We start from the raw sequence: 22672 nt of genomic DNA, 5'->3' as shown, positions 1-22672 counted from the left end.
CCTGCGGACGGCGGGGGCGACCCGGTGACCGGGACGGGGCGTGCGGGGGAGGTCGTTAGGCTGACGGACATGACGTGGCTGATCACAGGTGGAGCGGGATATATCGGGGCGCATGTGGCTCGGGCCATGGCGGGGGCCGGGGAGCGGGTGGTCGTCCTGGACGACGTGTCGTCGGGGGTGCCCGACCGGCTCCCCGCGGACATCCCGCTCGTACGGGGCTCGGCTGCCGACCGGACCCTGCTCGACCGTGTGCTCGCCGAGCACGCGGTGACGGGCGTGGTCCATCTCGCGGCCAAGAAGCAGGTCGGGGAGTCGGTCGAGAGGCCGCTGCACTACTACCGGGAGAACGTGCACGGGCTGACGGTGCTCCTGGAGGCCGTGGTGGCCGCCGGGGTGCGGCGCTTCCTGTTCTCGTCGTCGGCCGCGGTGTACGGCGTCCCCGATGTGGACCTGATCACCGAGGAGACGCCCTGCGACCCGATCAACCCGTACGGCGAGACCAAGCTCGCCGGGGAGTGGCTGGTGCGCGCCACGGGCCGGGCGCACGGCATCTCGACGGCCTGTCTGCGCTTCTTCAACGCGGCGGGCTCGGCCGAGCCCGAGCTGTCGGACACCGGTGTCTTCAACGTGATCCCGATGTTCTTCGACCGGCTGACCCGGGGCGAGGCCCCGCGGATCTTCGGGGACGACTATCCGACGCCCGACGGCACCTGTGTCCGTGACTACATCCATGTCGCCGATCTCGCCGACGCGCATCTCGCGCTGGCCCGGCGCCTCGGCGAGGACGACGCCCCGGACGGGGACCTCACGGTGAACATCGGCCGCGGCGAGGGGGTCTCGGTCCGTGAGCTGGCCGATCTGGTCGCCGAGGTCACCGGGCGCACGCTGCGGCCGGTGGTCGAGCCGAGGCGGCCGGGCGACGCGGCGCGGGCCGTGGCGTCCGCGACCCGGGTCTCCGAGGAGCTGGGCTGGACGGCCAGGCGCGGGGTGCGCGAGATGGTCGAGTCGGCCTGGGAGGGCTGGTGCCTCAGGCACCCGGAGGCCAGGACCGGGCGGACCGCACCGGCGACCGGCCCGGCCGGCCGCCCGGTACCGGCGGCGCGGGCCGACTGACCGTGTCCGCGAGACGCGGGGTCGCCTGCCGCGCGAGGCTCCGCCGGCATCCGCTCCGACGGCCTTCCCGCATGCGTCGCACTGCTCTGACCTGGGATCATTTCCGCAGGTCAGAGCAGTCGACAACGGTGTTCAGTGCCGTGTTGCCCGATACCCCCCTCCCGTAGTTCACTGGCTTCCCGAACACACCGTTCCTAGGACCGGAGGCGTCCCCATGGGGGCTGGGCACGATCACGGACACGCACACGGCGGTCCCCCGCCGACCGGCACGGCCGCCGCCGCCTACCAGGGGCGGCTGCGGATCGCGCTGTGCATCACGCTCACCGTGATGGTGCTGGAGATCGTCGGTGGTCTGCTCTCCGACTCGCTCGCGCTGATCGCCGACGCGGCGCACATGGCGACCGACGCCCTGGGGCTCGGCATGGCCCTTCTCGCGATCCACTTCGCCAACCGGCCGGCCGGGCTCAACCGCACCTTCGGCTACGCGCGCGCCGAGATCCTGGCGGCGCTGGCGAACTGTCTGCTGCTGCTCGGGGTGGGCGGCTTCCTGCTCTTCGAGGCGATCGAGCGGTTCATCACCCCGGCCGGGACCAAGGGCGGGCTGACCGTCGTCTTCGCCCTGGTCGGTCTGGTCGCCAACATGATCTCGCTGTCGCTGCTGGTGCGCGGCCAGCAGCAGAGCCTCAACGTCCGCGGCGCCTATCTCGAAGTGCTCGCGGACACGCTGGGCTCGGTGACCGTGCTGATCTCGGCGGGCGTCATCATGGCCACCGGCTGGTCGGCGGCGGACCCGATCGCCTCGCTGGTGATCGGCCTGATGATCGTGCCCCGTACCGTCAAACTGCTGCGGGAGACCCTCAACGTGCTGCTGGAATCGGCGCCCAAGGGGGTCGACATGGCGGAGGTACGGGCCCACATCACCGCGCTCCCCGGGGTCCTGGACGTCCACGATCTGCACGCCTGGACCATCACTTCGGGGATGCCGGTGCTCTCGGCCCATGTGGTGGTGAGCCAGGACATGCTGGACTCGATCGGGCACGAGAAGCTGCTGCACGAACTCCAGGGCTGCCTGGGTGTCCACTTCGACGTGGAGCACTGCACCTTCCAGCTGGAGCCGAGCGGCCACGCCGAGCACGAGACGAAGCTCTGCCACTGACCGGCTCCGGTCCGGGACCGGCGGGGAATGATCCATGGACCGCCGGGGGAATGATCCGCCGGCCGGCGGTCCTCGGCGTCCGGGGGCCCGGCCCGGTTCCCGCCGCGTCCCGTGGCGGTGGTGCGGCGGGAACGGACATGCCAGGGGCCCGCAGTGCGGACAAGCGGCTTTTGTGCGGCAGACTTGACCGGAATCGAGGGGACCGGCGCACGGGGCTGGGACCAGAGTGAAGGATGGGTATGCCGACCACACCAGCCACCGCGGCGAACACCTCGTCGAACGGCACAGCAGAAGCGATCATGCTCGAACTGGTCGACGAGAACGGCAACACCATCGGTACGGCGGAGAAACTGGCCGCCCACCAGGCCCCCGGCCGACTGCACCGGGCGTTCTCCGTGTTCCTCTTCGACGAGCGGGGACGGCTGCTGCTCCAGCGTCGGGCGCTCGGCAAGTACCACTCCCCCGGTGTCTGGTCCAACACCTGCTGCGGCCACCCCTACCCCGGCGAGGCGCCGTTCGCGGCCGCCGCCCGGCGCACGCACGAGGAGCTGGGGATCTCGCCCTCGCTGCTGGCCGAGGCCGGTACGGTCCGCTACAACCACCCTGACCCGGCCTCGGGCCTGGTGGAGCAGGAGTTCAACCATCTCTTCGTCGGCATGGCGCAGGGCCGGTTGCGGCCGGACCCCGAGGAGATCGGCGAGACGGCCTTCGTGACGGCCGCCGAGCTGGCCGAGCGGCACGCGCGGGGGCCGTTCTCGGCCTGGTTCATGACCGTGCTGGACGCGGCGCGGCCCGCGATCAGGGAGCTCACCGGACCGTCGGCCGGCTGGTAGCCGCACGGCGGGCCGACGCCGACCGGCCGGTGCCGGAGGGCGGGGCGGCCGTCAGAACGGTGGGCGGGCCACGGGGGGCGCGAGGGGAAGCGTCACCCTGATGATCTTGCCGCCGCCCGTGGTCCGCTCGATGTGGCAGCCGCCGCCCGCTCCCGCGGTGATCTCCCGCACCAGCAGCAGACCACGCCCGCCCGTCCGGGCGTGGTCGGTCTCCAGGGCCGTGGGCCGGTACGGATGGCTGTCCTCGACGGACACGCTCACCCGGTCGGCGCCGACGGCCACCTCGACGGCGAGTTCCGGGGAGAGCACCGCCGCGTGTCTGACCACGTTGGTGGTCAGCTCCGAGACGATCAGCAGCAGGCCCTGCAGGATGTCCTCGTCCACCGGTACGCCCTGGCGGCGCAGCAGATCGCGCACCGCGTGCCGGGCCCGGGGCACGGAGGCGTCGACCGCGGGCGCGGTGTACCGCCACACGCCTTCGTACGGCAGGGGGTGGGCCGGAACACGTCCGCGGCTCTCCATGATCCGGCTCCCGCTCTCGCCTCGTGTGTCACCGACCGTCGGGTCAAGAGTGGTGGGGCCGGGCGGTGCGAGCCGCACCGGTGCACAGAACTCGTCGCCGATCGACGCGATGCGGTCCACTTCCGACCGGCCCGGTCGACCTTCCGAGCGTTTCCGTCTCCTTCCGGCCGTACGGCCCGGCGGGTCCCCCGGCGCCCCTTTCCTGTTCTCGATCGCGGGTTCGTACGGTCCGGATAGCATCCGGCCCATGGACCGTATGGAGCAGGCCCGGCAGGAGGGACCGCGGCTGGGGCACACCGTCGCGGACGGCGTCGCCACCGTCGTGATCAGCAATCCGGCCAAGCGCAACGCGATGACCGCCGCCATGTGGGAGGCGCTGCCGCCGCTGGTGGAGCGCCTGACGGCCGACCGCACCGTGCGGGTACTGGTGCTGACGGGGGCCGGGGACACGTTCTGCGCCGGTGCGGACATCTCGTCGCTGCGGGAGCCGGAGGGTCTTCCGCCGACTCTCGCCGTGGACGCCGAGAACGCGCTGGCCGCCTTCCCCGGGCCCACGCTCGCCGCCGTGCGCGGCTACTGCGTGGGCGGCGGCAGTCAGCTCGCGGCGGCCTGCGATCTGCGGTTCGCCGAGGAGGGGGCTTCCTTCGGGATCACACCGGCCAAGCTCGGGATCGTGTACGCCGCCTCGTCGACCCGGCGGCTGGTGTCGCTGATCGGCCCGGCCGCCACGAAGTACCTGCTGTTCTCGGGCGAACTGATCGACGCGGAAAGGGCGCTGCGCGTCGGGCTGGTGGACGAGGTGCTGCCCGCCGGGGAGCTGGACGCGCGGGTGGACGCCTTCGTACGTATCCTCACGGCGCGTTCACAGCTCACCCAGGCGGCGGCGAAGGAGTTCGCCTCGGGGCGCACGGACCGGGACGCGTACTGGGCCGACCAGTCGCGCCGCAGCGGCGACACCGCCGAGGGCGTGGCCGCGTTCCTGGAGCGGCGAGCGCCGAGGTTCGGCTGGACGGCGGGGTCCGCGGGGACGACGGTCGACGGAGGATGAGGCGACTTCCGGCCGGGGCAGGGCCCCGTTGAGCGGGGTCCTGCCCCGGCCGGGCTTCCGGACCGTGTCGCCCGGTCAGTAGCGTACGGGGCATGACCACTCTGCCCCCGCGCGCCGGACGGCGCTGCCACGACGTCCTGAACTTCTTGCACTCGGCCCTCTACTTCTCGCCCGATCTGGACCAGGAGCTGGAGAAGACCGGAGTCACCGGCCGGGGCGCCGTCTACTTCGCCACCCGCGCCGCGGCGATGGGCGCGGTCGGTCCCGGTCCCGTGACCGGCGCGTTCTACAACTTCAACCACGACCTCGTGGCCCAGCACCTGCCCTCCGTCTGGTCCGTCGCCTCACCCGGGGCGGTCGTCGAGGCGCGGCTGCGCGCCGCCGACAGCACGCTGCGCCGGCTGCTCGGCGAGGAGACCGTCGCCTCCCCGGAGATGGCGGAGGCCGCCGGACTGGCGCTTCGGGCCACCGAGGCGTGCACCCGACACGCCCGGCCCCTCTACGCCGCGCACGCGGATCTGCCGGTGCCCGAGCAGCCGCACCTCGCGTACTGGCACGCCGCTACCCTGCTGCGCGAGCACCGGGGTGACGGACATCTCGCCGCGCTGCTGGTCGCCGGTCTGGACCCGGTCGAGGCCCTGGTCAGTCACTCGGCGACCGGAAAGGGACTGCGCCCGGAGGTGCTGATCGCCACCCGGGGCTGGCAGCGCACCGACTGGGAGGCCGCGTCGGACCGACTGCGCGATCGTGGACTGCTGGACAAGGAAGGCGAGTTGACCGAGGCCGGGGTCGCGCTGCGCGCCGAGCTGGAGCTGACGACGGACCGGCTGGACCTCGCGCCGTACGAGCATCTGGGCGCGGTGGGCACCGCGCGCCTGACCGAGCTGGGCGGTGCCTTCCGGTCCGCGGCGCTGGCCGCGGGCGCGTTCCCCGACGACCTGCACGGCAAGGGCTGAGCGCGGCGCGCCCGACGTGGCCGGGCGACACGGCGCCCGGCCACCCGGCACAATGCGGATGAGCGGGGAGGGATACACCCCTCCCGGTACAGAGCCAGCACAGCCAGCACAGCCAGTACGAGAAGGCGAGTCGGGAAAACCGTGACGACGTCCATCGAAGGCAGGATCGCCGAGGAGCTCGGCGTACGCGAGCGGCAGGTGAGGGCGGCCGTCGAGCTGCTGGACGGCGGTTCGACCGTGCCGTTCATCGCGCGCTACCGCAAGGAAGCGACCGAAATGCTCGACGACGCGCAGCTGCGCACGCTTGAGGAACGGTTGCGGTATCTCCGGGAGCTGGAGGACCGGCGCGCGGCGATCCTCGATTCCGTACGCGAACAGGGAAAGCTCGACGACGCGTTGGAGGCGCGCATCCGGGCCGCCGACACCAAGGCGCGGCTGGAGGACATCTACCTGCCGTTCAAGCCGAAGCGGCGTACCAAGGCGCAGATCGCCCGGGAGGCGGGGCTCGGACCGCTCGCCGACGGGCTGCTCGGCGACCCGTCCGTGGACCCGCTCACCGCGGCCGCCCCGTTCGTCGACCCCGAGAAGGGTGTCGCGGACGCGGCGGCGGCGCTGGAGGGGGCCAGGTCCGTTCTCACCGAGCGCTTCTCGGAGGACGCCGATCTGACCGGTGAGCTGCGCGAGCGCATGTGGACACGCGGCCGGCTGACGGCGAGGGTCCGTGAGGGCAAGGAGGAGGCGGGTGCGAAGTTCGCCGACTACTTCGACTTCGCCGAGCCCTTCACCGCGCTGCCCTCCCACCGGGTTCTCGCGATGCTCCGGGGCGAGAAGGAGGACGTGCTCGACCTGGTCCTCGAACCGGAGGAGCCCTCGGCCGAGCCCGGCCCCTCGGTCTACGAGAACATGATCGCCCGCCGCTTCGGCGTGGCCGACCGCGGACGTCCCGGGGACAAGTGGCTCGGCGACACGGTGCGCTGGGCGTGGCGGACCCGCGTCCTGGTGCACCTCGGGATCGATCTGCGGCTGCGGCTGCGGACGGCTGCCGAGGACGAGGCGGTACGCGTCTTCGCCTCGAACCTGCGCGATCTGCTGCTCGCCGCCCCCGCCGGGACGCGCGCGACCCTGGGGCTCGACCCCGGATTCCGTACCGGGGTGAAGGTCGCGGTCGTCGACGCGACCGGCAAGGTCGTGGCGACGGACGTCATCCATCCGCACGTCCCGGCGAACCGGTGGGACGAGTCGCTGGCCAAGCTGGCGCGGCTCGCGAAGGAGCACTCCGTCGATCTGATCGCGATCGGCAACGGCACGGCTTCCCGCGAGACGGACAAGCTCGCCGGTGAACTGTGTGAGAAGCAGCCGGAGTTGAAGCTGACCAAGGTGATGGTGTCGGAGGCGGGCGCGTCCGTGTACTCCGCCTCGGCCTTCGCCTCGCAGGAACTTCCCGGCATGGACGTGTCGTTGCGGGGTGCCGTGTCGATCGCCCGGCGCCTCCAGGACCCGCTCGCCGAGCTGGTGAAGATCGACCCGAAGTCGATCGGGGTCGGTCAGTACCAGCACGACCTCTCCGAGGTGAAGCTGTCGCGTTCGCTGGACGCGGTCGTCGAGGACTGTGTGAACGGTGTGGGTGTCGACGTCAACACCGCTTCCACGCCGCTGCTTTCACGGGTGTCGGGGATCAGTTCGGGGCTCGCCGAGAACATCGTCGCGCACCGCGACGCGAACGGCCCGTTCCGGTCCCGCAGGGCGTTGAAGGACGTGGCGCGGCTGGGCCCCAAGGCGTACGAGCAGTGCGCGGGCTTCCTCCGCATCCGGGGCGGCGACGATCCGCTGGACGCGTCGAGCGTGCACCCCGAGGCGTATCCGGTGGTGCGCCGGATGGCGGGGAAGTCGGCAGGCGAGGTCGCTTCGCTGATCGGCAACACGGGTGTGCTGAGGTCGTTGCGCGCGGACGACTTCGTGGACGAGAAGTTCGGTCTGCCGACGGTGACGGACATCCTGAAGGAGCTGGAGAAGCCGGGGCGCGATCCGCGGCCCGCGTTCAGGACGGCCACCTTCAAGGACGGCGTGGAGAAGATCGGCGACCTGGCCTCCGGGATGATCCTGGAGGGCGTCGTCACCAATGTCGCGGCGTTCGGCGCGTTCGTGGACATCGGCGTCCACCAGGACGGTCTGGTACATGTGTCGGCGATGTCCACGACGTTCGTGAAGAATCCGCGCGATGTGGTGAAGCCGGGCGACATCGTCAAGGTGAAGGTGATGGACGTCGACATCCCGCGCAAGCGGGTCTCCCTGACGCTGCGGCTGGACGACGAGGCGGCACCGGACGGCGCGGCGGCGCGGGGCGGCGGGCGGCGTGAGCGGGACGGCGAGGGCGGCCGGCCGCCACGGCAGCGCCAGGGCGGCCGGTCGGGGCAGGGCGGCGGGCCGGGACAGAGCGGTCGGCCGGAGCGGGGCGATCAGGGCGGCGGTCGCCGGACGGGCGGTGGTGGCGGTACGGGCCGGCCGGCTCCGGCGCCCGCGAACAGCGCGATGGCGGACGCGCTGCGACGGGCGGGACTCACCGACCCGGGCGCCGGGAAGCGCTGAGGGCCTCGGGGCGGCGGCGGGAGAGAGATCTCCGCTTCCGCCCCGTCGGGTTCCGGTCCGTTCAGCTCTCCGTGATCCGCCCGTCGGCGACCTCGACCCGGCGCGTCGTGCGCACCGCTTCGAGCATCCGGCGGTCATGGGTGACCAGCAGCAGCGTGCCGGTGTACGAGTCGAGTGCCGATTCCAGCTGCTCGATCGCGGGGAGGTCGAGGTGGTTCGTCGGCTCGTCCAGGACGAGGAGGTTGACACCGCGGCCCTGGAGCAGGGCGAGGGCGGCGCGGGTCCGCTCGCCCGGGGAGAGCGTCGTCGCCGGGCGCAGCACGTGGTCGGCGCGGAGGCCGAACTTGGCCAGCAGGGTGCGCACTTCGGCGGGCTCGGTGTCGGGCACGGCCGCGCAGAACGCGTCCAGCAGGGACTGCGTACCGTGGAACAACGCGCGCGCCTGGTCGACCTCGCCGACCACCACGCCCGAACCGAGCGTGGCGTGGCCGGAGTCCAGCGGTAGCCGGCCGAGGAGAGCGGCCAGCAGGGTGGACTTGCCCGATCCGTTGGCGCCGGTGACGGCGACCCGGTCCGCCCAGTCGATCTGGAGCGAAGCGGGTCCGAACGCGAAGTCGCCGCGCACCACCCGTGCCTCGCGGAGGGTGGCGACGACCGACCCGGAGCGGGGGGCGGACGCGATCTCCATCCGCAGGTCCCATTCCTTGCGCGGCTCCTCGACGACGTCGAGCCGTTCGATCATGCGCTGGGTCTGGCGGGCCTTCGCGGCCTGCTTCTCGCTGGCCTCGCTGCGGAACTTCCGGCCGATCTTGTCGGAGTCGGTGGCCTTGCGCCGGGCGTTCCTCACCCCCTTCTCCATCCAGGAGCGCTGGGTCTGGATGCGTCCTTCGAGGGCGGAGCGTCTGTCGGCGTACTCCTCGAACTCCTCGCGGGCGTGGGCGCGGGCCCGTTCGCGCTCCTCCAGATAGGCGGCGTATCCGCCGCCGTAGAGGGTGATCTGCTGCTGCGCGTGGTCGAGTTCGAGGACCTTGGTGACCGTTCGCATCAGGAACTCGCGGTCGTGGCTGACGACGACGGTCCCGGCGCGCAGCCCGGAGACGAAGCGTTCCAGCCGTTCCAGACCGTCCAGGTCGAGGTCGTTGGTGGGTTCGTCGAGCAGGAAGACGTCGTACCGGGACAGCAGGAGCGAGGCGAGACCGGCGCGGGCGGCCTGGCCGCCGGAGAGCGAGGTCATCGGCTGGTCGAGCCCGACGGTCAGGCCGAGATCGGCGGCGACCTCCTCGGCGCGCTCCTCCAGGTCGGCCCCGCCGAGGGCGAGCCAGCGCTCCAGGGACTCGGAGTACGCGTCGTCGGCACCTGGGGCGCCTTCCACCAGGGCCTGGGTGGCGGCGTCCATCGCGGTCTGCGCGTCGGCGACCCCGGTGCGGCGGGCCAGGAACGCTCCGACACTCTCGCCCGGCCGCCGTTCGGGTTCCTGCGGCAGATGACCGACGGTGGCGGTGGGCGGGGAGAGGCGCAGCCCGCCCTCCTCCGGCCGGTCGAGTCCGGCGAGCAGTCGGAGCAGGGACGATTTGCCCGCACCGTTGGCTCCGACGAGTCCGATCACATCGCCGGGGGCGACGACGAGGTCGAGTTCGGCGAAGAGGGTGCGGTCGCCGTGTCCGGCGGCGAGGTCCTTGGCGACGAGAGTGGCAGTCATCAGGGTGCCGATTCTAAGGGGTGCCCGTCATGCCCGGCGGAACAGCGGGCGGCGCCGGACGCGGTGCACCGCAAGGCGGGCGGGCGTACGCATACCGGATGTGTGTGGACGTCCCGACGACCTCCGCGAGGTCGTCCCGGCGACTCCGCGAGGTGTCGTGGCCGTCGTCACCCGCCCGCCTCGGGGACGAGGGGGCACGCCTCGGCGCCGGGACCGGTCCGGCCGCCGGGTGGTCGCGAGGACGTCACCGGGCGTGGGCGCGGGGACCCGCCCGGGTGATTTCCGTTGGCGCCCGTCCCTGGGGACATACGAAGAGACGTACGAAGAGATGCACGAGGGGACATCGACGACTGACGCGAGGGGCGGGGTGACGGTGCGCGAAGTGATCGTGGTGGGCGGCGGGGTCAGCGGACTGACCACGGCGGTGGTACTGGCCGAGCGCGGCCATCGGGTGCGGGTCTGGTCGCGTGAGCCCGCGTCCGCCACCACGTCGGCGGTGGCGGGCGCCCTGTGGTGGCCGTACCGGATCGAGCCGGCCGAATCGGTCGGCGGGTGGGCGCTGACCACCCTGCGCGGTTATGAGGAGCTGGCCCGGCGGCCGGAGGAGACCGGGGTACGGCTGGTCCACGGACTGCACCGGGGTCAGCGGCTGACCGCGCTCGGGCCGTGGGCCGGTCGGCTGGAGCACGTGTCGCAGGTGGCGGAGGGATTGCGCGCCCGGCTGCCGCTGATCGACATGCCGGCGCATCTGCGCTGGCTGGAGCGGCGGCTCGGGGAGGCGGGGGGCGGTGTCGAGCGGCGGGAGGTCGGCGGCTTCGACGAGGCGCTGGCCGAGGCGTCGACGGTGGTGAACTGCACCGGCCTGGGCGCCCGCGCGCTGGTGCCGGACGGTGGGGTGCGGCCGGTGCGCGGCCAGCTGGTCGTGGTGGAGAACCCCGGGATCGACGAGTGGTTCACCGAGGCGGACCCCGCGTCGGACGCGACGACGTACTTCTTCCCCCAGCCGGGTGGACTGATCCTCGGTGGGACCGCCGAGGAGGACGACTGGAGCACGGTGCCCGATCCCCGTACGACCGAGCGGATCGTGGCGCGGTGCGCGCGGGTCAGGCCGGAGATCGCCGGGGCGCGGATCATCGGGCACCGGGTCGGGCTGCGGCCGGCCCGGAGCGGTGGGGTGCGCATCGAGGGTGAGGCGCTGCCCGGGGGTGTCCGGCTGGTGCACAACTACGGTCATGGGGGTGCCGGTGTGACGGTCGCCCTGGGATGCGCGGAGGCGGTGGCGCGTCTGCTGGGCTGAGCCAACACCGTCGCGGGCCGGGGCGGCGCCCGGCATCAGCAGGTGGTGTCGGCCTGTGCGTCCGTGAGGTGGTAGGGCGCCCGGCCATCCAGGAGGAGGGGGATCAGCTTCCGGGCGGGCTGGCGCAGCGGCACGTAGGCCCCGTGGCCCTCGGGGCGGGAGATGACGCCGTGCAGGGCCAGTTCGTCCTTGACGCGCGCGTACCGCGTGGCGTCCAGCCGGTAGCCGCACGGCGGGTCCGGGAGGAGTTCCCCGGGTCCAGGGGCTTCGTTGTCGGCGCCCCCGAGGTGGACCGGTCCTCGGTCCTCGGCGTCCGCCGCCCGGGACGCCGAGGTGACGGCGGTGATCCGCTCGCGCTGTTCGTCGGCGAAGGTGAACACCGCTCTGGTCGCGGCCAGTTGTGACTGGAAGCGGCGCCGGTTGACGGCTGCCCGGTCGGCTCTCCCGTCGGTGAGCGGGGCACTCCGGGACTCGACGAGCAGCCCGACCGCGTGCTCCAGTCCCGCGAGGTTGCGCAGGATGCGCTCCTGGCCGTCGCCCGCGGTCTGTCCGAACGGTTCCCCGGTGACCGGGTCGGTCCGGATGCCGTACACGCCCGTGGTGTATCCGGCGTCCTCGGCCATCGGCCGTACATAGCGGTCGGAGAGGTCGCGCGACGCGCTGTGCACCTCGTCGTCGACGTTGGGATTGCGGGGCCAGAGCACGAGCAGATCCTTGTCGTACGAACGCGGGGTGGCCGCGTACTCGTGCAGGTCGTCGATCACCTGGGGCGCGTGGTCGCGGATGACCGCGGCCAGGGCCCGGCTCTCGGCGGTCCTCAGCGCGAGGTGGTCGCGGTTGATGTCGAGGCCGTCGGCGTTGCCCCGGGTGTTCCTGGCGCGTCCGTCGGGGTTGGCGGTGGGGACGACCAGGACGGTCGTACGGGTGAGAAAGGCGCGGGTGGCCTCGTCCTCGGCGTAGGCGAGGTCGCGGATCAGCGTCAGGCATGCCTCTCGGGCGGCCGGTTCGTCGCCGTGCTGAGCGCAGACCAGCAGGACGGCCGGGGCTCCGGTCCCGCGGGTGCCGATGCGGGCCAGCCGGATGGGGCGGCCCTCCCGGGTGGTGCCGATCCGGTCGACGGAGAGCCGGTCGCTGCCCCGGTCCGCGGCGCGCAGGAAGGCGTCCTCCTGCGGTCCGTCGGTCCAGTGGGCTCCGTCGCTCGCCTCGAAGCCCGTGCGGGGCGGGACGTGGACGGCCTGGGCGGGCACCGTACCGAAGGGCAGGGCGAGGACGGTGGCGGCGACGGCCAGGGCCGGCCGGTGGAGGCCGGCCCGGCGCCCGTCGCGGTGCCACAGACCCCGGTGGGCGTGCGCGGTCGCCGTCCGTGCGGTGGTCCCGGGTGTCACCGGCGGTCCGGGGGTCGGGCGGGCGCCCCGCGCGCGTCTCGGCATGGGGCGGAAGGTACCGCCATCAACTCCTGTGCGACAGAGGGAGATCACGGGATCGAAGAGACGTGACCATGACGTGACGGACACCCTTCGCCATGTCGGCCGAATGGCGATCGTGTGACACGTGCGGCCATGGACATGACTGTCGTGCTCACGGCTGAATAGTCTCGGACCAGACCGGTCGGAAGATCATTCGCCCCGACGACTTGGAGCATTCGTGCACCGCAGACTCATCGTCCCGAGCGTACTCGCGGCCTCCCTGCTGCTGGCGATCCCGGCATCGGCCGCCGGAGGCACGGCGGGCGCCCCGGGCATCGGCGACCCCTACTACCCGGCCAGCGGGAACGGCGGCTATGACGTCTCCCACTACGACCTACGGCTGAAGTACCAGCCGAAGACAGACCTGTTGGAGGGCACGGCGACACTTCTCGCGACCACCACCCAGGAGCTGTCGCGCTTCAACCTGGACTTCGGACTGGACGTCTCGGAGGTACGGGTCAACGGCAGGACCGCCGGGTTCGCGAGGAGCGGCGCCCAGGAGCTGGAGATCACCCCGGACGCCGTACTGCCGAAGGGCAAGGCGGTTTCCGTGGTCGTGCGCTACGCCGGCAAGCCGTCCGAGCTCAAGGTGAACGGCTGGACGGCGTGGGCCCGCACCCCCGACGGGGGCATCGCGGCCCAGGAGCCGGAGTCCGCCGTGTGGTGGTTCCCCAGCAACGACCATCCGCTGGACAAGGCGACGTACGACATCTCGGTGTCCGTGCCGGACGGCACCCAGGCCATCAGCAACGGCGTGCTGGTGTCGCAGAGTTCGAAGCTCGGCTGGACCCGCTTCAACTGGCGTTCCGACAAGCCGCAGGCGACGTATCTGACGACGCTCGCCGTCGGCAAGTTCGACATCACGACGGACAGGACCGCCGACGGGCTGCCCGTGCTCAACGCGTACAGCAAGGATCTGGGCGGCAACGCGGGGGCGGCGCGGGCGAGTGTGGAGCGGACCGCCGAGGTCGCGGAATGGCTGACGGACCTCTTCGGCCCGTACCCGTTCAACGCGCTCGGCGGCTACGTGCCCAACGTGCCGAGCAGCTTCGCGCTGGAGACGCAGACCCGGCCGTTCTACAGCCCGAAGCAGTTCGCGAACGGCTCGAACGTCTCGGTCGTCGTCCATGAGCTGGCCCACCAGTGGTACGGCGACAGTGTGTCGGTCCACGGCTGGAAGGACATCTGGCTCAACGAGGGCTTCGCCCGCTACAGCCAGTGGCTCTGGTCGGAACACGAGGGCGAGGGCACCGCGCAGGAGTTGGCGGACTACACCTATGCGCTGCATCCGGCGGACGACGCCTTCTGGACGGTGCGGCCGGGCGATCCGGGCCCGGACGATCAGTTCGACGCCGCCGTCTACGACCGGGGCGCGCTGGCACTCCAGGCGCTGCGCGGCAAGGTGGGTGACAGGACGTTCTTCGCGCTGCTGAAGGGCTGGCCCACCGAGCACGCGTACGGCAACGCCAAGGTGAGCGACTTCGTGGCGTACGCGGAGAGGGTTTCGGGCAAGCCGCTCGCCGGGTTCTTCGACACCTGGCTGTACCGGCCCGCGAAGCCCGCGGCCCCCGCCGTCGCGGGGGCCTCCGGAGCCGCGGCGGCACGGACGAGCGACGGGTCGGCCCGGCCGGCCCGGCCCGCTTCCTGGCCGAAGATCGCGGCGACGAACACGGTCCACGACCACCGCTGACCGGTCTCCGGCACCGGGCGCCGCCGCTCCCCCGGAGGGGCGGCGGCGTCCGCGGGTGCCGGGCCGGGGCTCTCGGACGCTTTCACCACGTCGGTGGGACAGCAATACTGTTGCACCGGACGCGCACCGCCGCACAGCAGTGAGAACCGAGGAGCAGACATGGCGACCGAGGCCGGGGAGCCGACGCTCACGTTCACCGTCGACGAGCTCGCGGCACGCGCCGGGGTCACCGTGCGCACGGTCCGCTTCTACGGCACACGGGGGCTGCTGCCGCCCCCGGCGATCGGTCCGCGCCGCGTCGGACACTACGGGCCGGGGCATCTCTCCCGTCTGGAACTGATCGAGGAGCTTCAGCGTCAGGGGATGACGCTGTCAGCGATCGAACGCTATCTGGAGCGGCTGCCGCCGGACCTGAGCGCACCCGAACTGGCCATGCACCGGGCGCTGGTGGCCTCCTGGGCGCCGGAATCGGCGCAGGACCTGACGCGCGCGGAGCTGGAGCGCCGGGCGGGCCGGAAGCTGTCCGGCGCGGACCTCGGCCGACTGACGGCGATGGGGGTCCTGGAGGACGCGCAGGCGTCCGGGGCGGAGGACGCGCAGAAGTCCGGGACGGAGGACGCGCAGAAGTCCGGGACGGAGAACGCGCAGGCGTCCGGGGCGGAGAACGCGCAGGCGTCCGGGGCGGAGAACGCGCAGGCGTCCGGGGCGGAGAACGCGCAGGCGTCCGGGGCGGAGAACGCGCAGAAGTCCGGGACGGAGAACGCGCAGAAGTCCGGGACGGAGAACGCGCAGAAGTCCGGAACGGGAGGCGGGGAGCCGTCCGGGACGGGGGACGCGCAGAAGTCCGGGACGGGAAACGCGCAGCCGTCCGGAACGGGGAGCGCGGAGCCGTCCGGGGGCCGGTTCCGGGTGGATCTGGGGTTGCTGCGGCTCGGGGTGGAGCTGCTGGACGTACCGATCGCGCACGGAACGATCCTCGCGGCCCGGACCGTCCTGCTGGAGCACACCCGGTCGGCGGCGCGGGAGCTGACCCGGCTGTTCCGGGACGAGGTGTGGGGACCGTACCGGGAGCGCGAGTCCGACCCCGAGCATGTGGCGGCGATGAAGTCGCTGTCGGCGCACATGCAGCCGATGGTGGTGCAGGCGCTGGTGACGGCGTTCCAGCGGTCGCTGCGCGAGGAGCTGCGGGCCGCGTTCACCGAGGAGTGAGCGCGGCCCGCGCTCCCGCGGGGACGGCCGGGGTCAGTCGTGGAAGGTCTCGCCCCGCTCGGCCTTCCGCACGAGCGGCTCGGGCGGCAGGAACCGGTCCCCGTACCGCTCGGCGAGTTCCCGGGCGCGGGCCACGAAACCGGGCAGGCCGCCGTCGTATCCGTTGATGTACTGGAGCACTCCCCCGGTCCAGGCGGGGAACCCGATGCCCATGATCGAGCCGATGTTGGCGTCGGCGACGGAGGTGAGGACGCCTTCCTCCAGGCAGCGGACGCTGTCCAGTGCCTCGGAGAAGAGCATCCGTTCCTTCATGTCGGTGAAGGGGATGCCGGCGTCCGGCTTGGTGAAGTGCTCGCGCAGTCCCGGCCAGAGCCCGGTTCGGCCGCCGTTCTCGTCGTACTCGTAGAAGCCCGCCCCGCCGGCGCGGCCGGTGCGTCCGAACTCGTCCACCATCCGGTCGATGACCGGGTCGGCGGGGTGGTCCGCCCAGTCGCCGCCGGACTCCTCGACGGCCCGTCTGGTCTCGTCGCGAATCCTGCGGGGAAGGGTGAGCGTCAGTTCGTCCATCAGCGACAGCACCTTGGCCGGGTAGCCGGACTGCGCCGCCGCCTGCTCGACGGAGGCCGGGTCGATGCCCTCGCCGACCATGGCGACGCCCTCGTTGATGAACCGGCCGATGACACGCGAGGTGAAGAAGCCGCGCGAGTCGTTGACGACGACCGGTGTCTTCCTGATCCTGCGGACCAGGTCGAACGCGCGGGCCAGCGCCTCGTCCCCGGTCCGCTCGCCCTTGACGATCTCGACGAGCGGCATCCTGTCCACGGGGGAGAAGAAGTGCAGCCCGACGAAGTCGGCGGGCCGGGACACGCCTTCGGCGAGGACGGTGATGGGGAGGGTGGAGGTGTTGGAGCAGAGGAGCGCGTCGGGTGCGACGACGTCCTGGATCTCCTGGAACACCTTGTGCTTGAGCGCGGTGTCCTCGAAGACGGCCTCGATGACCGCGTCACAGCCCGCGAGGTCGGCCGGGTCGCCGGTCGGGGTGATGCGGGCCAGCAGCTCGTCGCGCCCCGCCTCGGTCGTACGTCCCCGGGCGAGTGCTTTGGCCAGCAGTTTCTCGGAGTACGCCCGGCCCTTCCCGGCGGCCTCGGTGGAGACGTCCTTGAGGACGACGTCGATCCCGGCGCGGGCGCAGGAGTACGCGATGCCCGCGCCCATCATCCCGGCGCCGAGGACGGCGACCTTGCGGACCTGGCGTTCCGCGACGCCCTGGGGGCGGCCGGCGCCGGAGTTGACGGCCTGGAGGTCGAAGAAGAACGCCTGGATCATGTTCTTCGAGATCTGGCCGGTGACCAGCTCGGTGAAGTAGCGGGCCTCGATGGTCTGCGCGGTCTCGAAGTCGACCTGGGCGCCCTCGACCGCCGCGGCCAGGATGTTGCGCGGCGCGGGGAAGGGGGCCCCCGCGATCTGCTTCCTCAGGTTGGCGGGGAAGGCGGGCAGATTGGCGGCGAACCGGGGGTCGGCCGGGGTCCCGCCGGGAATCCGGTATCCCTTGACGTCCCAGGGCTGGTGGGACTCGGGGTGGGCGTCGATGAAGGCGCGGGCCTTGGCGAACAGGTCCTCGCGGGTGGTGGCGACCTCATGGACGAGGCCGTTGTCGAGGGCACGGCGCGGGGTGTACTGGGTGCCCTGGAGCAGGACCTTCAGCAACGCGTCGGCGATGCCCATCAGCCGTACGGTACGGGTGACGCCGCCGCCGCCCGGGAGCAGGCCGAGGGTGACCTCCGGCAGGCCGATCCGGGAGCCGGGCGCGTCGAGGGCGACGCGATGGTGGCAGGCGAGGGCGATCTCGTAACCCCCGCCCAGGGCGGCGCCGTTGATGGCGGCGACGACGGGTTTGCCGAGGGTCTCGATGCGGCGCAGAGCGCGCTTGACGTCCATGGAGGTGTCGAAGGCACGTCGGGCGTCCTGGGGGCCGGTCCGGATCAGGTCCTTGAGGTCGCCCCCCGCGAAGAAGGTCTTCTTGGCGGAGGTGATGACGATGCCGCGGATGGTGTCGCGCTCGGCCTCCGCGCGATCCGCGACGGCCGCGACGGAGTGCTGGAACGCCTGGTTCATCGTGTTGGCGGACTGGGCGGGGTCGTCGAGGACGAGGGTGACGACACCGGTCTCGTCCTGTTCCCAGCGAATGGTCGTGGTCTCGCTCATGTTCTGGCTGCTCCCGTGAGGGCCGTGGGGAAGGGACGGTCAGAGGCGTTCGACGACGGTGGCGATGCCCATGCCGCCGCCGACGCAGAGCGTGGCGAGGCCGTACCGCTTGTCCTGTCGTTCCAGCTCGTCGATGAGCGTGCCGAGGATCATCGCGCCGGTCGCGCCGAGCGGATGGCCGAGGGCGATCGCGCCGCCGTTGACGTTGATCCTGTCGAGGGAGAGCCCCATGTCCTTGGCGAAGCGCAGCACGACACCGGCGAACGCCTCGTTGATCTCGACGAGGTCGATGTCGTCCATGGTCAGTCCGGCCTTGGCCAGGGCCTTGCGGGTGGCGGGTGCCGGGCCGGTCAGCATGATGGTGGGTTCGGATCCGGAGACGGCGGCCGAGACGATCCGGGCGCGCGGGGTGAGTCCGTAACGCTCGCCGATCTCCCGGGAACCGATCGCGACGAGCGCGGCGCCGTCCACGATGCCGGATGAGTTGCCCGCGTGGTGGACGTGTTCGATCTTCTCCACCCAGTGGTACTTCTGGAGCACCACCGCGTCGAAGCCGCCCGCCTCGCCGACCGAGGCGAACGACGGGCGGAGGGAGGCCAGCGTGTCTGCGGTCGTGCCGGGCCGCATGTGTTCGTCGTGGTCGAGGACGACCAGCCCGTTCCGGTCCTTGACGGGGACGACCGAGCGGTCGAAGCGGCCTTCCTTCCACGCCGTGGCGGCGCGTTCCTGGGAGAGTGCGGCGAACTCGTCGACATCGCGGCGCGAGAAACCCTCGATGGTGGCGATGAGATCGGCGCCGACGCCCTGCGGGGCGAAGCCGGTCGCGAGGTTGGTCATCGGGTCCATCGCCCAGGCGCCCCCGTCCGAGCCCATCGGGACCCGGGACATCGATTCGACGCCGCCGGCGAGGATCAGGTCCTCCCAGCCCGAACGGACCTTGGCGGCGGCCAGGTTGACGGCTTCCAGACCGGAGGCGCAGAAGCGGTTCTCCTGTACCCCGGCGACGGTGTCGGGGAGGCCGGCCGCGATGGCGGCGATCCGGGCGATGTCGGAGCCCTGGTCGCCGAGCGGGCTGACCACGCCGAGGACGATGTCGTCGACGGCGGCGGGGTCGAGGCCGGGGAAACGGCCGCGGATCTCGTGAATGAGGCCGATGACGAGGTCGATCGGCTTGGTGCCGTGCAGGGCGCCATTGGCCTTGCCGCGACCGCGCGGGGTGCGGATCGCGTCGTAGACGAACGCTTCGGGACTCAAGACAGCGGCCTTTCGGGGGTGGGGTCGGTGCGGGGCGGGTGGGTCCGTGGTGCGCGCGGTTCTGATCGTCCGGCGGCGCTTGTGGACCGGCGGACGCTGGGGACGTCCCAGTCCGCCGCCACGCTCTCGCTGTCGGCTCCGGGGCCGGCGGGACCGCCGCGCACCGAGCCGGGGGTGGCGGAGAAGCGGGGGGCCGGGGCGGGCTGGACGAGACCGCCGTGCTCGACGAAGGTGGCGCGGGCGGCGAGGTGCGGATGACGGGTGGCCTCGCGGAGCGAGAGGACCGGTGCGACGCAGGCGTCCGTGCTGTCGAAGACCTCGGCCCACTCGGCGCGGGTGCGGGTCCTGACGCGGTCGGCGACCGCCGTGCGCAACGCGTCCCAGCCTGCCGGGTCGCCCCGGTCCGGCACCTGGTCCGCGATGCCGAGCAGATCGATGAACTCGTCGTAGAACCGCTGCTCCAGCGGCCCCACCGCCAGGTGCCCGCCGTCGGAGGTCTCGTACGAACCGTAGAAGGGGCAGCCGCCGTCGAGCACGTTCGTACCGCGCCGGTCCTGCCAGCTGCCCGCCGCCAGCATTCCGTGGATCATCGTGGTGAGGTGGGCCGCCCCGTCGACGACGGCCGCGTCGACGATCTGCCCGGCGCCTCCGGGAGTGCGTGCGTGCTGGAGCGCGGCGAGCACGCCGACGACCAGATAGAGCGAACCGCCCGCGTAGTCCCCGAGCAGATTGGCGGGGACGGCCGGTGGTCCGTCGGGGCCGCCGATCATGGAGAGGGCGCCGCTGAGGGCGATGTAGGTGATGTCGTGCCCGGCGCGGCCGGCCAGTGGCCCGTGCTGTCCCCAGCCGGTCATCCGGCCGTAGACGAGCCGCGGGTTGCGGGCGAGACAGGCGTCGGGCCCCACACCGAGCCGTTCGGCGACGCCGGGCCGGTACCCCTCGATCAGGATGTCGGCCCGCTCCGCCAGGTCGAGGACCTGGGCCGGACCGTCCGGAGCCTTGAGATCGACCAGCACGGACCGCTTGTTGCGGTTGGTGAGGTCGTACGCGGGGTCGATGCCCGGCCCGGCCCCGCCGGGGCGGTCGACCCGGACGACATCGGCGCCGAGGTCGGCGAGGAGCATCGCGGCGAACGGTCCGGGGCCGATTCCCGCCAGCTCCACGACCCGCAGCGCCGCCAGCGGGCCGGACGGGCCGCTCTCCGTCGTTGCCATCAAACCCCCAGCGGTATGACACAACTGATGTAACACCGATGATGCTAAGAATCCGTCACGCTCCGCACAACCCCTGGGCGAGCACGCGCTCGGTTCCGTCGGGTGCCTTCACGTTCCTTCCCCCACCTTCCCCCACCGGACCCCGTGGGGTCCGCCGAACGGCGCCGAATCCGCCGCACATCCGCCTGCTGCCTGCTGCCTGCTGCCTGCCGGACGACGGACAGACGGCGTACGCGGGTGCGCCGGGCGCGAGGGACGGGGAATGTCCGAGGTGTGCCTCTCCGCCAGGAGCGGCAGGCGTCGGGCGTCCACGGAGGCGCCTGGGGCAGGCTAGCGACGCATGGTGGGACGACGGGGGCCATCACCGCGTCCGCGTCCTGTCCGGTGCCGGACTGGATTCCGGCGCACCTGGGCCGGGGCCCGGGCCTGGACGGGCCGCTGGGCAGGGCCGGGACAGGGGCGGTCACCACGACCGCCGCGATGAGCGACGCGCCACGGGGACGGCTGCGAGCAGTCGGGGCCGGGCGCCGGGACGCGGCCGTGAAGCGCAGTCGGTCGTACGGGGCGGGTCAGAGCATCCAGGAGGCCAGGGTGTAGATCATCGAACCGGCCCAGACGAGACTGACGGCCAAGGCGGTCGAGACGCCCATCCGGATGGCCCGGGGGGTGAGGCGGATGGGTGCCACGGCGGGCTGCGTGCGGTAATTCGTCATACAAGCAGCCTGCACGGGAAGAACGGCTTGAAACATCCGTACAGATACTCAGTTCCGCCGGGATCGAGCCAACCCGTGCCCCGTCCCGTACCGGACGCGGCGGGTAATCTTCTGATCATGTTCGTACTCGAATTGACCTACACCGCGCCCGTCGAGCGGGTCGACGCCCTGCTTCCGGCCCATGTCGCCTGGCTCGACGGCCAGTACGAGGCGGGGGTCTTCATCGCGTCCGGCCGCAAGAACCCTCGTGACGGTGGGGTGATCCTCGCCGTCGGGGACGACCGCGCGCGGATCGAGAGCATCGCGGCGGCCGACCCCTTCGCCGTCGAGGGCGTGTGCGCGTACCGGATCACGGAATTCCTCGCCACGAGGACGAGCGACGAACTGGCCGGTCATCGGCAGCAGTTGCCCGCCTGACGTCTTCCGTCCGGTCAGGGCCCGGTGGACGCGTGTGCCGAGCCCTGCCCGGAACGCCTGCGCTGACCCCACCTGGCCCCGCCCGGGACGTGCCTCCCCCGTGACGGCTCAGCGGCGGTACGTGAGCCGCGCCGCGCGGCCCTGTTCACCGGACGCCCAGCAGCCGCCGTCCGGAGCGCAGTCCACCGTGTCGTACGAACCGCTGTCCACGGTCCGCCAGGTGCGACCGCCGTCCCTCGTCAGATCCGTCCCGGTGGGTCCGACGGCTAGCGCGCTCTCCCGGCCGAGGCCGAGACCGCGCGGCAGCCAGGCCACCCCCGAGCGGTAGGCGGGCGGCGGGGTGACGGACTGCCGCCAGCCGCGGCCACCGTCCCGGGTGACCGCGGACGCCCGGGGTGACGCCTGGTCCGCGCGGTAGTCGCCGCCGACCGCGATGCCGTGCGCGCGGTCCCGGAAGGCGAGTCCGAAGACGCCCCGGGCCGGATCACCGGCCGGCAGGGTCGTGGCCGTCGCGCTCCAGGTCAGGCCCCGGTCGCGGGAGTGCAGCACCCGGGCCGTCCCGGAACCTCCGGTGGCCAGCCAGACGTCCTCGGACCCGGAGCTGACGAGACACTGGCCGCCGGCCGCGAAGCTCGCCTCGCCGGGCAGCGCCGCCGGCATACCCGCACCGGGCAGCACCTTCCAGTGACGTCCGCCGTCCGCGGTCGACAGAAGACGGTACTTTCCGTCGACCGGGTCGCTCACGGCCAGTCCGTGGCGGCTGTCGAAGAACGTGAGGCAGTCGTAGAACGCACGGGTGTCGGTGTTGCGGAACGACTCGGCCCAGGTCACGCCGCCGTCGTCCGTGCGCAGCACCCGGGACGCCTCGCCCTCGCCGATGGCCAGCGCCACGGCCCGGCGCGCGTCGAACGCCTCGATGTCGCGGAACTCCAACTGCCCAGCGCCCGGCGGCGATACGTCGCGCCAGTGCCGCCCGCCGTCGGATGTGCGGAGCACCGTGCCCCCGGTGCCCGCGAGCCACGCGGTCGTGCGGTCGACCGCGGCGAGCCCCCGGAAGCGGGCGTCGGCGCCGGTGTCCGTGAGCGTCCAGCCCGGCCGGTGCCCCGGACCGCGCTGCGCCACGGACGCCGCCTGTGCGGCCGGTGCGGTCAGGGCCGCGCCCAGTGCCGCTCCGCACAGCCCCAGGGACATCAGTCGTCTCGTCTTTCCCATGACCTTCATGGCGGTGGAAGCTAACCCACCGACACCCCACCGTCCAGGGTGCGCAGCCGAGAAGTGGGCAGGCGAACGGGAG

17 protein-coding genes and 2 pseudogenes are annotated in these 22672 nt (G+C 72.4%); 11 read left to right on the top strand and 8 right to left on the bottom strand.

The annotated features are described in order from the left end of the window. Window positions 1–69: 69 nt before the first annotated feature. The 3 genes from galE (at window position 70) to idi (ending at window position 3102) form a co-directional block, all read left to right on the top strand. The gene (gene galE, locus PZB75_RS27850) at window positions 70–1113 is read left to right on the top strand and encodes a UDP-glucose 4-epimerase GalE (protein WP_275538045.1); all 1044 of its coding nucleotides are present in this window, start codon (window positions 70–72) and stop codon (window positions 1111–1113) included. Between the two features lie 214 nt (window positions 1114–1327). Next, the gene (locus PZB75_RS27845) at window positions 1328–2269 is read left to right on the top strand and encodes a cation diffusion facilitator family transporter (protein ID WP_275538044.1); all 942 of its coding nucleotides are present in this window, start codon (window positions 1328–1330) and stop codon (window positions 2267–2269) included. A gap of 239 nt (window positions 2270–2508) precedes the next feature. Then, window positions 2509–3102: an isopentenyl-diphosphate Delta-isomerase gene (gene idi / locus PZB75_RS27840; protein ID WP_275538043.1), complete on the top strand. Its 594-nt coding sequence runs from the start codon at window positions 2509–2511 to the stop codon at window positions 3100–3102. 51 nt (window positions 3103–3153) lie between these two features. On the opposite strand, the gene PZB75_RS27835 is transcribed toward idi, so the two are convergent. After that, window positions 3154–3624 (bottom strand): ATP-binding protein, encoded by a 471-nt coding sequence (locus tag PZB75_RS27835; protein ID WP_275538042.1) that lies wholly within the window; start codon window positions 3622–3624, stop codon window positions 3154–3156. Between the two features lie 256 nt (window positions 3625–3880). Here PZB75_RS27835 and PZB75_RS27830 point away from each other — a divergent pair, with 256 nt between their 5' ends. The 3 genes from PZB75_RS27830 (at window position 3881) to PZB75_RS27820 (ending at window position 8214) form a co-directional block, all read left to right on the top strand. Next, window positions 3881–4672, top strand: coding sequence for an enoyl-CoA hydratase-related protein (locus PZB75_RS27830; RefSeq protein WP_275538895.1), 792 nt, complete (start codon window positions 3881–3883; stop codon window positions 4670–4672). Between the two features lie 92 nt (window positions 4673–4764). Further along, window positions 4765–5628: a hypothetical protein gene (locus PZB75_RS27825; RefSeq protein ID WP_275538041.1), complete on the top strand. Its 864-nt coding sequence runs from the start codon at window positions 4765–4767 to the stop codon at window positions 5626–5628. Between the two features lie 141 nt (window positions 5629–5769). Next, a complete protein-coding gene (locus PZB75_RS27820; protein ID WP_275538040.1) occupies window positions 5770–8214 on the top strand; it encodes a Tex family protein in 2445 nt (814 codons plus the stop codon). Window positions 8215–8275: 61 nt separating this feature from the next. Here the strand turns inward: PZB75_RS27820 and PZB75_RS27815 are convergent, their stop codons facing one another. Next, a complete protein-coding gene (locus PZB75_RS27815; RefSeq protein ID WP_275538039.1) occupies window positions 8276–9913 on the bottom strand; it encodes an ABC-F family ATP-binding cassette domain-containing protein in 1638 nt (545 codons plus the stop codon). A gap of 328 nt (window positions 9914–10241) precedes the next feature. On the opposite strand from PZB75_RS27815, the gene PZB75_RS27810 reads away from it, so the two are divergent. Next, entirely contained in the window at window positions 10242–11210 is a 969-nt protein-coding gene (locus PZB75_RS27810; protein WP_275538038.1) for an FAD-dependent oxidoreductase, read from the top strand. A gap of 35 nt (window positions 11211–11245) precedes the next feature. On the opposite strand, the gene PZB75_RS27805 is transcribed toward PZB75_RS27810, so the two are convergent. Beyond that, entirely contained in the window at window positions 11246–12640 is a 1395-nt protein-coding gene (locus tag PZB75_RS27805; RefSeq protein WP_275538037.1) for a M14 family metallocarboxypeptidase, read from the bottom strand. Window positions 12641–12854: 214 nt separating this feature from the next. Here PZB75_RS27805 and PZB75_RS27800 point away from each other — a divergent pair, with 214 nt between their 5' ends. The 3 genes and pseudogenes from PZB75_RS27800 to PZB75_RS27790 form a co-directional block, all read left to right on the top strand. Continuing rightward, window positions 12855–14366 carry a M1 family metallopeptidase gene (locus PZB75_RS27800; RefSeq protein ID WP_275538036.1) on the top strand — a complete coding sequence of 504 codons (1512 nt, stop codon included), beginning with the start codon at window positions 12855–12857 and terminating at the stop codon, window positions 14364–14366. A gap of 159 nt (window positions 14367–14525) precedes the next feature. Next, window positions 14526–14930, top strand: a pseudogene (locus PZB75_RS27795) (MerR family transcriptional regulator); the annotation flags it as partial. A gap of 339 nt (window positions 14931–15269) precedes the next feature. Continuing rightward, window positions 15270–15575, top strand: a pseudogene (locus tag PZB75_RS27790) (transcriptional regulator); the annotation flags it as partial. Window positions 15576–15608: 33 nt separating this feature from the next. Here the strand turns inward: PZB75_RS27790 and PZB75_RS27785 are convergent. The 4 genes from PZB75_RS27785 to PZB75_RS27770 all read right to left on the bottom strand — a co-directional run bounded on the left by PZB75_RS27785 (window position 15609) and on the right by PZB75_RS27770 (window position 20961). Next, window positions 15609–17780 (bottom strand): 3-hydroxyacyl-CoA dehydrogenase NAD-binding domain-containing protein, encoded by a 2172-nt coding sequence (locus PZB75_RS27785; RefSeq protein ID WP_275538035.1) that lies wholly within the window; start codon window positions 17778–17780, stop codon window positions 15609–15611. Between the two features lie 39 nt (window positions 17781–17819). Further along, window positions 17820–19034: an acetyl-CoA C-acetyltransferase gene (locus PZB75_RS27780; RefSeq protein WP_275538034.1), complete on the bottom strand. Its 1215-nt coding sequence runs from the start codon at window positions 19032–19034 to the stop codon at window positions 17820–17822. After that, window positions 19031–20248 carry a CaiB/BaiF CoA-transferase family protein gene (locus tag PZB75_RS27775; RefSeq protein ID WP_275538033.1) on the bottom strand — a complete coding sequence of 406 codons (1218 nt, stop codon included), beginning with the start codon at window positions 20246–20248 and terminating at the stop codon, window positions 19031–19033. The genes PZB75_RS27780 and PZB75_RS27775 overlap by 4 nt, the downstream gene beginning before the upstream one ends. 569 nt (window positions 20249–20817) lie before the next feature. Then, window positions 20818–20961 carry a hypothetical protein gene (locus tag PZB75_RS27770; RefSeq protein WP_275538032.1) on the bottom strand — a complete coding sequence of 48 codons (144 nt, stop codon included), beginning with the start codon at window positions 20959–20961 and terminating at the stop codon, window positions 20818–20820. Window positions 20962–21078: 117 nt separating this feature from the next. Between PZB75_RS27770 and PZB75_RS27765 the strand changes: the two genes are divergently transcribed. Continuing rightward, entirely contained in the window at window positions 21079–21378 is a 300-nt protein-coding gene (locus tag PZB75_RS27765; protein ID WP_275538031.1) for a YciI family protein, read from the top strand. A 108-nt stretch (window positions 21379–21486) separates the two neighbouring features. On the opposite strand, the gene PZB75_RS27760 is transcribed toward PZB75_RS27765, so the two are convergent. After that, entirely contained in the window at window positions 21487–22599 is a 1113-nt protein-coding gene (locus tag PZB75_RS27760; protein ID WP_275538030.1) for an oxidoreductase, read from the bottom strand. Between the last annotated feature and the right edge of the window lie 73 nt (window positions 22600–22672).

Origin of the sequence: Streptomyces sp. AM 4-1-1 (genome assembly GCF_029167625.1) — a bacterium.
GTDB lineage: Bacteria > Actinomycetota > Actinomycetes > Streptomycetales > Streptomycetaceae > Streptomyces.
The sequence above is the reverse complement of the archived record's forward strand: the minus strand, read 5'-3'. Positions and strand labels throughout refer to the sequence as shown.

Excerpts from the sequence above, each read along its gene's own strand:
- galE (WP_275538045.1), top strand. The coding sequence starts at position 70 with ATGACGTGGCTGATCACAGGTGGAGCGGGATATATCGGGGCGCATGTG.
- PZB75_RS27845 (WP_275538044.1), top strand. The coding sequence starts at position 1,328 with ATGGGGGCTGGGCACGATCACGGACACGCACACGGCGGTCCCCCGCCG.
- idi (WP_275538043.1), top strand. The coding sequence starts at position 2,509 with ATGCCGACCACACCAGCCACCGCGGCGAACACCTCGTCGAACGGCACA.
- PZB75_RS27835 (WP_275538042.1), bottom strand. The coding sequence starts at position 3,624 with ATGGAGAGCCGCGGACGTGTTCCGGCCCACCCCCTGCCGTACGAAGGC.
- PZB75_RS27830 (WP_275538895.1), top strand. The coding sequence starts at position 3,881 with ATGGAGCAGGCCCGGCAGGAGGGACCGCGGCTGGGGCACACCGTCGCG.
- PZB75_RS27825 (WP_275538041.1), top strand. The coding sequence starts at position 4,765 with ATGACCACTCTGCCCCCGCGCGCCGGACGGCGCTGCCACGACGTCCTG.
- PZB75_RS27815 (WP_275538039.1), bottom strand. The coding sequence starts at position 9,913 with ATGACTGCCACTCTCGTCGCCAAGGACCTCGCCGCCGGACACGGCGAC.
- PZB75_RS27810 (WP_275538038.1), top strand. The coding sequence starts at position 10,242 with ATGCACGAGGGGACATCGACGACTGACGCGAGGGGCGGGGTGACGGTG.
- PZB75_RS27805 (WP_275538037.1), bottom strand. The coding sequence starts at position 12,640 with ATGCCGAGACGCGCGCGGGGCGCCCGCCCGACCCCCGGACCGCCGGTG.
- PZB75_RS27785 (WP_275538035.1), bottom strand. The coding sequence starts at position 17,780 with ATGAGCGAGACCACGACCATTCGCTGGGAACAGGACGAGACCGGTGTC.
- PZB75_RS27775 (WP_275538033.1), bottom strand. The coding sequence starts at position 20,248 with ATGGCAACGACGGAGAGCGGCCCGTCCGGCCCGCTGGCGGCGCTGCGG.
- PZB75_RS27770 (WP_275538032.1), bottom strand. The coding sequence starts at position 20,961 with ATGACGAATTACCGCACGCAGCCCGCCGTGGCACCCATCCGCCTCACC.
- PZB75_RS27765 (WP_275538031.1), top strand. The coding sequence starts at position 21,079 with ATGTTCGTACTCGAATTGACCTACACCGCGCCCGTCGAGCGGGTCGAC.
- PZB75_RS27760 (WP_275538030.1), bottom strand. The coding sequence starts at position 22,599 with ATGAAGGTCATGGGAAAGACGAGACGACTGATGTCCCTGGGGCTGTGC.